This is a genomic window from Bradyrhizobium sp. USDA 4369 (assembly GCF_054056435.1).
Genome location: NZ_JBSRYH010000001.1, coordinates 8151788 through 8164281 on the forward strand (window position 1 = coordinate 8151788; position 12494 = coordinate 8164281).

Sequence of the window (12494 nt, forward strand, 5' to 3'; positions counted from 1 at the left end):
TTCATTGGTTCTTATGCTGGCATCTGCATTCTTGATGATTGCGCGACGCGTGCTATCGTCCGGCTATTCGTTGCACCGCAAAGACGCGCCATGCACATCACTCTGCAACATCTGCGCATCTTCGAAGCCGTCGGCCGCCACGGCGCGATCACGCGCGCTGCGGCCGAGCTGCATCTGACACAGCCGGCAGTGTCGATGCAGTGCAAACAGCTGGAGGACCAGATCGGTCTGCCGCTGATCGAGCAGATCGGCAAGAAGCTGCAGCTCACAGAAGCCGGACGCGAGCTGCTGGTGCACGCGCAGCGCATCGCGGCCCAGATGTCGGAGCTGAAGGCGACGATGGATCAGTTCCGTGGTCTCGAGCGCGGCGTGCTGCGCCTGGCCGTCGTATCCAGCGCCAACTACTTCCTGCCGCCGGTGATCGTCGCCTTCACCGAGCGCCATCCGGGAGTCCGCGTCAGCCTGCGCGTGGTGAACCGCGACGCCGTGCTGGCCGCACTCGCCGACAACCAGACCGACCTCGCCATCACCGGCCAGCCGCCGGACAGCGCCGACATGGTCAGTCATTATTTCATGGACAATCCGCTGGTGGTGGTGGCCCCCCCGCGGCATCGGCTTGCCGGCCGAGGTCCCATCGGCTTTGCGGCTCTGGCCGACGAGACGCTGGTGCTGCGCGAGACCGGATCCGGCACGCGCGCGACCGTGGAGCGCTACCTCGCCGAGCACAACGTCACCTACCGGCCCGGCTGCGAGCTGAGCACCAACGAAGCGATCAAGCAGGCGGTTCAGGCCGGGCTGGGACTCGGCGTCGTCCCGGCCCAGACGATCGAGCTCGAACTGGAGACCAAGCGCCTGGTGATCCTTCCAGTGGAGGGATTTCCACTCTACCGGCGCTGGTTTGTGCTTCACCGCAAGGACAAGCGGCTGTCCGGCGCAGCCGAGGCCTTCCGCAATCTCCTGGTGGAGAGAGTCTCACAGAGTGCCGGCGAGCAGCGCCAGCCACCGTAGCGCTCGAACACGAGAGCCGCACAGGCCGTGCAGGTCGACACCTGCTACTCGCCACAGACAGGTCGTCCAGCGGATTTTCAAGTCGGCGCTGTCCCAGCCACGGTCGTTTCGTCTCAGGACACAGACGACCGAAAGTCTTTGAACTGTTCGCGAAGTCTGTTCTTCAGGACCTTCCCGGTCGCCCCGATCGGGAGCGATTCGACGAAACACACGTCATCCGGCACCCACCATTTGGCGACTTTCCCTGTGTAGAACCCGATCAGCTCGTCCTTCGAAACGGCAGCTCCCGGCCTCTTGACCACGAGGAGCAGAGGACGTTCGTCCCATTTGGGATGCGCAACACCGATACACGCCGCGTGCTGCACGGCAGGATGATCCATCGCGATGTTCTCCAGCTCGACCGTCCCGATCCATTCGCCGCCGGACTTGATGACATCCTTGCTGCGATCCGTGATCTGCATGTAGCCATCGTGCGTGATGGTGGCGACATCGCCGGTCGGAAACCAGCCGTTCTCCAGGATCGATCCGCCCTCGTTCTTGAAATAGCTCTCGACGATCCACGAACCCTTAACCAGAAGATTTCCATAGGTCTTGCCGTCCCAAGGCAGTTCCTGCCCATGGTCGTCGACGATCTTGAGGTCGACTCCGAAAATGGCATTGCCCTGCTTCTGCAGGATCGCATCTTGCGCCTCGCTGGAAAGTTTCAGATGGTGATTCTGCAGGGTGCCTGTCGTTCCCACGGGAGACATTTCCGTCATGCCCCACCCATGGACGACCTCGACACCATGCTCGTGGCGAAACGCCTTCATCATCGAGGGTGGGCAGGCCGCTCCACCAATGACGGTGCGCTTGAAAGTGGAGAAGCGCAGCTTGTTCTGCTCGACATAGCCGAGCAGCCCGAGCCAAATGGTCGGTACGCCCGCCGAGAACGTCACGCCTTCGCTCTCGAACAGCTCGTACAGCGACTTTCCGTCCAGGCCGGCCCCCGGCAACACCAGCTTGGCCCCGGTCATCAGCGCCGAATAGGGCAAGCCCCACGCGTTGACATGAAACATCGGAACCACGGGCATGACAACTTCGCGCGCCGATACGTCCAATCCATCTCGCATCGCGGACGCGTAAGAGTGCAAGACGGTGGAACGATGCGAGTACAGCACGCCCTTGGGATTGCCCGTCGTTCCGGAAGTGTAGCAGAGCCCGGATGCGGCATTCTCGTCGAACACTGGCCAGCGATACGCGTCGGAAGCGGCTGCGATCAGCTCCTCATAGCACAACAGGTCCGGGATCACGGTCGACACCGGCATCCTTTCTCTGCTGGACAAGGCTATGAACGCTTTGACCGTCGGACATTGATGGACGACCGCCTCCACCAGCGGCAGAAATGCCGGATCGAAGAACAGGCATTTATCCTCGGCATGATTGACGATGTAGGCGATCTGGTCGACGTGAAGCCGCGGATTGATCGTGTGGATCACTGCACCCGAGCCCGAAACGGCATAGTAGAGCTCGAGATGGCGGAAATCATTCCAGGCCAGAGTGGCCACGCGATCGCCCATTTCCAACTGTAAATCCTTGATCACATGCGCCATCTGCCGAGCGCGCCGGTGACAGTCTCTATAGTTGTAGCGATGAAGCGAGCCATCCGCCTCTCGCGAGACGATCTCGTTGCCACCGAAGTGACGGTCCGCGTGTTGGATGATACCAGAGATCAGCAGCGGATCGCTCATCATCTGGCCGATGAGCGGACTCTTTCGATCGTGGGACATTGCTTCCACTTCGACTTTCCAATCAATCAGGGTTCGTTTGTGCCAATCTTCCGCGTCGCGATCTTGTCCGCCGCTTCTCGACAAATTGAGATGCGGCGAAGAGCGCGTCGATCCGTTCAACAGAACCGGGGGCTGCGCTTCTCCGTTCCGGCTCGGATCGCCTCGATCTGATTTGGGCTCCCAAGAACCTGCTGCTGCTCCAGAGATTCCAGCATCAGAACCCGTCGCGAGTCGACAGGCGCCGCAGCATTCAAGAGACGCTTGCCTGCGCGAACCGCATCTGGGCTCAGCGTGCTGACATGCCGCGCAAACGCTCGCGCATGTTTCAGCGGGTCATCGCTCACATGCGTGGCAAGCCCGAGTTCCCCGGCCTCCACCCCACTGAACACGCGGCCGCTAAAAACCAGTTCACGCGCGACATCCGCGCGGCAGAGCTCCGTCAAGGCAATGCAGCCCGACATGTCGGGAACGAGACCCCATTTGACCTCCGCGACCGAAAGCCGAGCTTCGGAATGGACGTAGCGGATGTCCGCACCAAGCGCGATCTGCAGCCCGCCTCCGAACGCCGTTCCATGGACCGCGGCAATGACGGGCACCGGCAGTTTCCGCCACCCCCAGGCAACCTGCTGCCACAAATTCGCATCGCCATGCGTACGTTCGCGAAGGTTGCCCATGGCTCCCGTGCCCTGCGCCAGAATTCTCTCGAACACGCTCTTGTCCAAGCCGGCACAAAAGCCGCGGCCCTCGCCATGGAGCACAACGGCACGCACGATGCGATCCGACTGCAAGCGGTCGATTGCCGCCGCGAGCGCTTCGAACATGGCGTCGTCCAGGGCATTCAACTTTTCGTCGCGCGCGAGCACGACCTCAGCCACGCCGTCTGCGTCTACGCTCACATTCACTCTCTGCCTGGTCACTTCAATGTCCTTTGACGGTTAGACTCGGACGGGATCGATGGCCTCGCTCAGCGCCCGGCCCACGTAGACGGGCAGCATCTGCCGGCGGTACGCCGACGATCCGAACGTGTCACCGATGAATTCCACGCTCTCTGCCCCCGCCAGCCTCGACGCGTCCCGAATGATCTCCCCGGAGATGGATTTTCCGACGAGGCATCGTTCAGCTTGCAGGGCTCGGAAGGCTGCCGACGCGGCGCCTGTGATCGCAATCCTGCACCAATCACACCGTCCATCCCGGTCGAGCCGCAGGGCGGCGGCCACGCCGATCAGAGCGAAGCCGGACGCTGGATGCATGCGCTTCAGGTAGCTGCGTCGAACGTCGCCTTGCACGAGAGGAATCGAGACATGGGTGATCACCTCCGACCTCGCGACAGCGGTGCGTCGCCCGACGGCGAGACCATTGCCCGCAGGCGTCGTCTCGAGCTGGAAGAAATCGTCGATAGGAACGGCACGCTCTCCGGCCACACCGGTCAGATGGACGATGCCACCAACAGCCAGTACAATCGCCGGCCAGTCGCCGGACGGTTCGGCCTGCGCGAGAGATCCCCCGATCGTCGCCCGGTTCCTGATCAGGGGGTCGCTGATGACCTTTGCTGCCTCCGGAAGCAGCGGAAACGCTTCCTTGAGCAGCGATGAATGTTCGACCTCGGCCGTCGTGACCATGGCCCCGATCTCGATCGCGCCGGAACCGCGGCGGATGCCGCGCAATTCCGGAATCGCTGAAAGATCCACCAGCCTCTCCGGCCGGATCTCGCGCGACTTCATCGCAGGCAGCAGCGCGTGCCCTCCGGCGAGCAGCGTTGCCTCCGGATGCACGGTCAAGATCTGCATCAAGGCAGGTAGACTGTCCGGCTTACAATACTCGAATTCACAGCTGATCATGTTGCGACCGCGCCGCTTCCGATGAAGTTGACACGCCGTGACTGTTCGCGCTTGGCCGCGCTGATTGCACTCAGCACCTGCTCAGGCAGGAGAGGCATGTCGAGATGCGTGACCCCGAGCGGAGAGAGCGCATCCAGAACAGCATTCACGATGGCTGGAGGCGTGCAGATGCTGCCCGATTCGCCGATTCCCTTGACGCCCAACTCATTTCGATCCGTCGGAGTGACGGTGTGCTCGGTTTCGATATAGGGCATGTGCAGGGCGCGAGGAAACGCATAGCCCATCCAGTTCGTGGCTCGCGGCCTGCCGTCGTCCGTGTAGAGACCTTGTTCGAGAAGCGCCTGACCCAGTCCCTGAGCCGCGCCACCATGGACTTGTCCGCGTGCCAGCAACGGGTTGATGATCCTGCCGCAGTCGTCGACGGCTACGAGACGGCGAACATCGACATCCCCCGTTTCCACATCGACTTCCACCACCGCAGCGTAGGTGCCGAACGGAAACACGAAGTCCTTCGGCCTGTGGAAGACACGCTCGTCCAGGCCAGGCTCCAGCCCGTTTGGATATGTCGTGAGGAAGTGCGCGAGCCGAGCCACCTCCTCCCAGGAGAGTTCATTGCGCCCCGCTCCAACCTGAACCGGCTGGACACCCAGCAAATGGCGGTACACTTTTCCGACCAGGCCACGGGTGCGTCGTCTCAGCACGCGACTGCCCTGCGCGAACGGCGACATTTCAGGGCGCACACTGAAAATGCCTTTGGCATAGACGATGTCGCCCGCTGTCACACCCAGGGCATGCGCAGCCATTCTCTTGGCTTTCGCGAGCAGACGTCGTGCAGCCTCGTGCAGCGCCGCACCTCCCACCGCCATGGACCTCGAATTGAACGTTCCGAGGCCGAATTCGACCCGGCCCGTATCGCCCTCGACAACGCTGCACTGCCGCGCCGGAATCTGGAGCACATCACAGACGATCTGCACATAGGATGTGGCATGGCCCTGTCCCTGGTCCGCAGAGCCGGTGTGAATTTCGACCGTTCCGGTTGGATGAACCAGAACACGACCGTACTCCCAACCGCCGTAGTTGAAGCCGAACATCGCCAACAGATTGCCGTTACCGATGCCGGTAAACTCCGTGTAGGTCGCAAGTCCGATTCCCAGGTATCGGCCGAGCTTCCGAAGCCGCTCCTGCTCTGCGCGTTGGCCCGCATATCCCACGATCTCCAGCGCCTTCTCCAGGTTCTTGGGATAGTCTCCACTGTCGTAGCAGAAGGCGTGGGAGGAGATCGTGTATGGAAACGCCGACGGTGGGATGAAGTTGCGCCGGCGGACCTCGACCGGATCCAGCCCGAGCCGTCGAGCCACCCGGTCGACCATCGTCTCGATCAGGTAGGTCGCTTCTGGACGTCCGGCCCCACGATAGGTGTCGACGCGAGATGTGTTGGTGAGCATCAAATGCGTGTCGACGTGCAGATTGGGAATCCGATAGACGCCGGTCAGGATCATTCCGCAGTTGACTGCCGGGATGCCGGGCCCCATGCCCGAGACATATGCACCGAGGTTGCCCCAGATCGTCGCCTTGAGGCCGGTGATCGTTCCGTCTCTCGTGGCGCAAATCTCGACCTCCTGCACGTGGTCACGGCCGCGATTGGTGCTGACGAAATCCTCCGTCCGTGTCGACGTCCACTTCACCGCCCGCTTCAGTCGGAACGCCATCGCGGTGACCAGAACGTCTTCGGGATAGAGGTGCAACTTCGCGCCGAACCCTCCACCGACGTCCGGAGCGATGACCCGCAGACGATGCTCATCGACATTCAGAACCTGCGCCAACATCCGCTTCATGATGTGCGGCACCTGGCTCGACAGATGGACCGTCACAACCTCCGTCGTCGCGTCGTATGACGCATGGACGGAGCGCGGCTCCATCGCCCCGGGAACGAGATTCTGGTTGCGCAGCCGCTGAGTTACGATGACGTCGGCCTTCTTCCTTGCCGCGGCATAGTTTCCTGCGCGAACAGGTACATGTTGCAGGACGTTACCGCGAATCGATGCTCCATCGAGTTCAGGGTGAACGACAGAGGCACCCGCCTGGGCGGCGCGGTAGGGATCGGTGACTGCAGCAAGAACTTCGTAGTCGATATCGATCGCCTCAAGCGCGTCGGCGGCAATGTATCGGTCGGTGGCCACCACGAGAGCGACGCCCTCACCGACATATCGCGCAACCCTCTCGGTCAGGGCGCGGTGCTCGGGCAGCGGCATTCCCGGCCAGACCCAATTGGCCCTGAGCGGCCCCACGTCTTGCGTCAGATCCGCACCGATGAGCACCTCCATGACACCCGGCATGGCCTTCGCCCGGGCGACATCGATCCGCCGGATCCTCGCATGCGCATGAGGACTGCGGAGAATGGTCAGATGAAGGGTGTCCTCACCGCTCGCCACGATGTCATCGGTGAACCGACCCCGGCCCAACAGATGATGCAGATCCTCGCGACGTCGCGCCGGCCGCCCGAATTGGCCAGCATCATCCGGCCCGGCAGGCATCGCGGCGTCGGGCCGCGCGCGAAGTGAGATCTTCCCGGCGAGAACTTCGTCAGCAGGCATGGCATCCTCGGGCCTGTAGAGGACCTTCGCAGGTGTCCGCAGGCTCGTTCGGGGCCGAGCGTGAGCCATGTCCGAGCGAACAGACGGCCTCTATGATGTGCTGATATCCGGTGCAGCGACAGAAATTTCCCTTGAGCCACGCCCGAACCTGGGCGTCGCTCGGATCGGGGTAGCGTTCAAGCAAATCCAGCAAACTCATGATCATGCCTGGCGTGCAGAAGCCGCATTGCAGCGCATGGCAGTCCTGGAACGCCTGCTGGAGAGGATGCAGGACTCCGGCGGTTGCCACGCCCTCGACGGTCCTCAGGGTCGCGCCGTCGGCCTGAACGGCCAGCACTGTGCAGGACTTGACCGCGTGTCCATCAACATGGATTGTGCAGGCGCCGCACTGAGTGCTGTCACATCCGACATGAACGCTGGTGAGACGTAGATCGTCCCGCAAATAATGGACGAGCAGCTTGCGCGATGGCACGCGTCCCTGATGACGGACGCCATTGACCACGACCGTAATGGCGTGTTCCGACATGGTGCCTCCCCCTTTGCTCTCGCTTGGCGCAGCGTGTTCACCCCCGCAAGGGTAGCGGCTCCGTTCCGCGTTCGATGCGCACATCTATGGAGCCTAGAATATCCGCCGAGAGCCGAACCCGATCGCCTTCAGAGAGCCAAGGATACGCCTCGGGTCCGGACGTCGTCCTTAGCTCCACGATGCTTCCCGTACCCACCGTTCCGGAGCCGATCACGTCGCCCGCGACAAGGCGAGTGCCGCGCGACGCGTAGCTGATCATCTCCGCAAACGACCAATAAATGTCTGCGAGATTTCCGCTGCTATAGGGCTTATCGTTTACAGAGGCAGATAGCGCCATATCGTGGCTATGCCCCTTGATTCGCGTTTCAAGTTCGTCCGGCGTCACCATGAACGGACCGAAGCTCATCGCTCCGTCCTTGCCCTTCGACGGACCGAGCCCAATTTGCATCTCCCGCGCCTGCAGGTCCCGCGCACTCCAATCCGCCATCAGACAGAAGCCGGCGATATGTGAACTCGCATCCTCTACGGCGATGTCGGATCCGGGCGAGCCTATGATCGCGGCCACTTCCAGCTCGTAGTCGAACGCCTGAGAGCCCGGCGAAATCTTCACAGCTTCACGTGCGCCACGCACAGAAGCCGGATTGGTGAAATAGAAGACAGGCAATTGATACCAGTCAGGATGCACCTGTCGGTTCAAGGCCCGCATGGACGTCTTCACATGAGCCTCGAACGCCATGAAGTCCCGGATCGATGGCGGGGTCGGCACCGGGGCACGCAGGTTCGCGCGACTGAGCTCGATCCGCTCGCTGGGCCTGACGATCGCTGCGCCAGCATAGTCCTGAAGCGCCCCGCCCCCCTTGCTCAAGAGCTCGATGAGGGTGATCCCGGGCGCGAGCCCATGGATCGTCTCTCCGACCACAAGCCCTACCCGGTCCTTGTTGTCGGATGGGGATACATATGTCGACCAACGCATTTTCAGATCATCCGATCACATGAGACGGTATGAGACGGTTCGTCAGTTCGCCTGGCGGCTCGGCTGAACGAGAGCATTGCTGGCGCGAAGCTTCGCGATCTCTTCCGCGCTGAAGCCGAGCTCGAGCAGCACCTCGTCGTTGTGCTCGCCCTGCAACGCCGGAAGCCTCGGCTTCGACGAGTCGCCGTTCGTCTGGCTGAAGTGCCAGGGACGTCCGGGCAGCTTCCATTCACCACCGACCCGGTCAGACACGACCTCTATGGCGGACCACTCGGCGGCCCAGGGACTGGACGCAATTTCCTTCACGTGGCGCACCTGACCGGTTGCGATCTTCGCAAGATCGAGCTGGGCGTCGAGCGTGGCCATGTCGGAGAAGGTCCAGATCCATTCCTGAACCAGCGCGTGAAGCTCTTCGAGGTTCTTCTTTCGAAGCTCCGGCGTTGTAAAACGCGGATCCGTCATAAGATCGAGGCGGCGCATCGCGATCAGGTAGAGCGGGAAGGAGAGACTGCTGACCAGGCTCATCGAGCTCACGAAGGTTTCTCCGCCGGGACCAACGAAGAACGGGCAATCGGTGGCTCCGAGCACGGGGGTCTCGTCGCCGAGTTCGACATCCGACAGGTCGTAATGCAGGCGCTCGTTGATCGAGAGCATCACTGCGGCCATGGCGATGTCGATGTACTGGCCCTCACCCGTGAGGTCGCGGTGCCTGAGCGCGGCAAGGATGGCAATGGCGCCGTGAAGGCCCGAATAGACGTCGGCGTGCGAAAGGGAGTCCGTCCGCAGCGATCCGTTCGGCTTGCCGAACTGGTTGGCTGTATTCGCGGTGATGCCTGCCTCCGCATGCACCGTCGGAGCGTAGGCCATGCGAGAGCTCCAAACGCCTTGCTGCCCGTAGCCGGTAATGGACGCATAGACGACGCGAGGATTGCGCTTGCGGATGTTCTCATAGTCCAGGCCGAAGGCGGCCATCGTGCCTGGCCTGAAATTCTCGACGATCACGTCCGCCTGATCGCACAGACGCAGAGCAATCTCACGCGCAGCGGGAATGTTGAGATTGATCGACACGTTGCGCTTGCCTGCGTTCTGCTGCGCGTAGTAGCCCGACGTCTCCCCATTGCGGGGATAAGCCATCCGCGAGAAGTCAGTTGCCGGCGGCTCGATCTTGATGACGTCCGCGCCGAGATCCAGCAGAGTTTTTGCGCAGTGAGGACCCGCGAGGACGCGGGAGAAGTCCACGACTTTGACGCCGGAAAGAGTTCCTCGCATGGTCAGCGTCCCTCGAACATCGCAAAACCGGGGCCGCGCTCTCGATAGGAGGCCACGGCATTCGCGAAGTCTCTGGAGGCGAAGACGGCCTTCTGTATTTCCAGCATCGCCTTGTCCGCCGCCTCCACGCCCTGACTTGCTGCCACGGCCGCCAGCTTTTTCGTCGCGGCATGTGCAACGGTTGGACCCGCCGCCAGTTCACGGGCGAGAACCATCGTGGCGGACGCCAGACGCGCATCCGGCACGACGCGGTTGATGATGTTCCAGCGTTCGAGGGTCTGAGCGTCGAAACGCCGGCCAAACATCGCCATTTCCTTGGCGCGCAGTTCGCCTGCACGCTGCGATATTCGCTGGATTGCCCCCATCAACGGGTGCAGCCCGACGATCGGCTCCACACAACCGAGCTTGGAGGATTCGGCGGCGATGACGAAGTCGCACGCAAGCGCGATTTCCAGGCCGCCTCCGACACACACGCCATGAACACTGGCGATGATCGGCGCCGGGTGCTCGCGGAATGCACCCAGCAACTCAAGGAGCAACTGTCCCCCCTCGTCTCCCAGGCCGTTCTCGATGGCTTTCAGATCGGCGCCCGCGGAAAAGTGACGCATGGCGCTGTTGAGAACGACAGCACGCGCTCCCTGCCCGCGCGCCCAAGCAAGCGCGTCAATGACCGCACGAGTCAACGCGAGATCGAACAGATTGTGAGGCGGGTACTGCATCGTGAGGACCGCCACCGCCCCCTCCATCTGCGTGCCGACAATCGGAGTGGTGGATTCGACATGCGGGTTCGGCTCGATGGGCGAAGCGCCATCGGATGTTGTTCGTTCCATGGTATGCTTTCAATCGCTGAGGTCAGAACGCAGAATGGTCGTCACCGTCAATCCAGGATGGAAAGCGGGAGGCGACCGAACCGGTGACGCGCCGAGGCCTCGGGCTTGGCGCACCGGTTACCGGCAGATTGGGTGAGTCGATGGTGCATGTTCCTGCTCGTCTCCCGGGCGTTCCTCGACTGCAGACCGACGCCCGTCGCCGCGACACCGAAGCGGCTCCTGGGCGCTAGGCACCTGCTTTTCTTTTGGCTATCATCACCATCGAGGACCTGCCGCGACAAGGTGGATTAACGCCAATGTGCGGGTCATTGAGTGCCACTCTGGAGGGGGCGCCCCGTGCCGATCATACCGAAACTGAACTTCCTCAATCGACTGGGCGAGCGAAACACCGTCGGCCTCAGTCTGTTCGGCCTGAAGGCCCTGATCGAGGAGTTGCAAAGCCAGGGTGTGCCGGCCCGCGCCGTCCTCAGCGGCACCGGTGTTCTTCCGAAGCATTTCGAGGACTATACGGCGCTGATCACGCGCGAGCAGCGACTGTCGATTTACCGAAATGCGCGACGTCTCGCGAAACGATCGGATGTTGCACTCTTGGCTGGCGCGAGACAGCGCATCAGCGATTTCGGCATCTATGGATATGCCTTGGCCAGCAGCAAGACCTTCGGCGATGCGCTGCACCTGAGCTTCCGACACCTCCGCCAGGCTGGTCCGATGCTACAAATCACTTCACGCGTCGAGGACGGCGTGGTCAAGCTGCGGAGTCACGATCCAGCCTCTCTGGGCGACATGTTGCCGTTTGTCGCAGAGTTCTGGCGCAGCTCGAACCTCACCTTTCTCAGTCGCGTCCTGGAGGCTCCGGTTCCTTCGCTGCGCATGCTGCTCCCCTATCCGGCACCGCCGCATTGGCGCCAATACGGCAGGATGTTCAACTGCCCTGTTGAGTTCGGAGCCGATACCATGGAGTGGCACTTGGCCGAGTCCACCTTGTCCGTGCCTCTGCCCAACGCGAATCCGATGGTTGCCAAGGTCTGTGAGCGCTTCTGCGAACAAGTCCTGTCCGAGCAGCGGCCAGCATCGGAGCTGGCCGAGTCGATCCGCACGATCTTGGTCAGGCAACCCGGTCGGTTTGCGACCATCGATGAAATCGCCTCTGAAATCGGCATGTCGCTGCGGACGCTGAGCCGACGCCTGGCCGCGGAGGGTATCACCTATCAATCGATCATCGATGATATGAGAAAGACACTCGCGATCGAGTACCTCGAAAGGACGACGCTGTCCGTCGAGCAGATCTGCGAAAGGGTCGGATTTTCGGACACGTCGAACTTTCGAAAGGCCTTTAAGAAGTGGACGGGCCGATCGCCAAGCTCGTTCCGTGCCGAGACCCTCCAAAGGTCCGGAACGCAGCCCAAGGACGTCCGCGCAGAACCGGCAGTTTCTCCTCCGAAAGACCTGGAACTCTGTTGAGAGAACTTCAGCGAACCTCCGCGGCGCGGGGCCAAGGTCTGCTCGATTTCCTCAACGTCATGCCGATCGTTCTCGGGGTGACCTGATGCCAGGGCGACAAACGTCTGTGACCTAGCCAAGGTGGCTGCACGCGATCTCGCAACCTCGTAAGCTGAACAAGCCAAGCGCACGCCGCATCGTCACCGACGAACGTCGCCGGCCGCCGTACGACAAACGGCCTCTGAGCACA

The 12494-nt window shown here is 62.0% G+C and carries 10 protein-coding genes; 2 read left to right on the forward strand and 8 right to left on the reverse strand.

Going from position 1 to position 12494, the window contains the following annotated elements; all coding sequences use genetic code 11:
• The first annotated feature begins 90 nt into the window (after window positions 1-90).
• Window positions 91-1008 (forward strand): LysR family transcriptional regulator, encoded by a 918-nt coding sequence (locus tag ACVIJ6_RS36930; RefSeq protein WP_456776789.1) that lies wholly within the window; start codon window positions 91-93, stop codon window positions 1006-1008.
• 113 nt (window positions 1009-1121) lie between these two features.
• On the opposite strand, the gene ACVIJ6_RS36935 is transcribed toward ACVIJ6_RS36930, so the two are convergent.
• From ACVIJ6_RS36935 to ACVIJ6_RS36970, 8 genes are all read right to left on the reverse strand, one after another.
• A complete protein-coding gene (locus ACVIJ6_RS36935) occupies window positions 1122-2774 on the reverse strand; it encodes a 3-(methylthio)propionyl-CoA ligase (protein ID WP_456777172.1) in 1653 nt (550 codons plus the stop codon).
• Between the two features lie 116 nt (window positions 2775-2890).
• On the reverse strand, window positions 2891-3691 hold the full coding sequence (locus tag ACVIJ6_RS36940) for a crotonase/enoyl-CoA hydratase family protein (RefSeq protein ID WP_456776790.1): 801 nt from the start codon (window positions 3689-3691) through the stop codon (window positions 2891-2893).
• An 18-nt stretch (window positions 3692-3709) separates the two neighbouring features.
• Entirely contained in the window at window positions 3710-4612 is a 903-nt protein-coding gene (locus ACVIJ6_RS36945) for an FAD binding domain-containing protein (protein WP_456776791.1), read from the reverse strand.
• The gene (locus ACVIJ6_RS36950) at window positions 4609-7206 is read right to left on the reverse strand and encodes a xanthine dehydrogenase family protein molybdopterin-binding subunit (protein WP_456776792.1); all 2598 of its coding nucleotides are present in this window, start codon (window positions 7204-7206) and stop codon (window positions 4609-4611) included. The genes ACVIJ6_RS36945 and ACVIJ6_RS36950 overlap by 4 nt, the downstream gene beginning before the upstream one ends.
• The gene (locus ACVIJ6_RS36955; RefSeq protein WP_456776793.1) at window positions 7196-7732 is read right to left on the reverse strand and encodes a (2Fe-2S)-binding protein; all 537 of its coding nucleotides are present in this window, start codon (window positions 7730-7732) and stop codon (window positions 7196-7198) included. Before ACVIJ6_RS36955 ends, ACVIJ6_RS36950 begins: the two co-directional genes overlap by 11 nt.
• Before the next feature lie 37 nt (window positions 7733-7769).
• The gene (locus tag ACVIJ6_RS36960) at window positions 7770-8705 is read right to left on the reverse strand and encodes a fumarylacetoacetate hydrolase family protein (RefSeq protein WP_456776794.1); all 936 of its coding nucleotides are present in this window, start codon (window positions 8703-8705) and stop codon (window positions 7770-7772) included.
• A 42-nt stretch (window positions 8706-8747) separates the two neighbouring features.
• Complete coding sequence (locus ACVIJ6_RS36965) at window positions 8748-9974, reverse strand: CaiB/BaiF CoA transferase family protein (RefSeq protein WP_456776795.1); 1227 nt, start codon at window positions 9972-9974, stop codon at window positions 8748-8750.
• A gap of 2 nt (window positions 9975-9976) precedes the next feature.
• Window positions 9977-10804, reverse strand: a complete 828-nt coding sequence (locus tag ACVIJ6_RS36970) for an enoyl-CoA hydratase/isomerase family protein (protein ID WP_456776796.1) — start codon at window positions 10802-10804, stop codon at window positions 9977-9979.
• 336 nt (window positions 10805-11140) lie between these two features.
• Between ACVIJ6_RS36970 and ACVIJ6_RS36975 the strand changes: the two genes are divergently transcribed.
• Entirely contained in the window at window positions 11141-12265 is a 1125-nt protein-coding gene (locus tag ACVIJ6_RS36975; RefSeq protein ID WP_456776797.1) for an AraC family transcriptional regulator ligand-binding domain-containing protein, read from the forward strand.
• The last annotated feature ends 229 nt before the right edge of the window (window positions 12266-12494 follow it).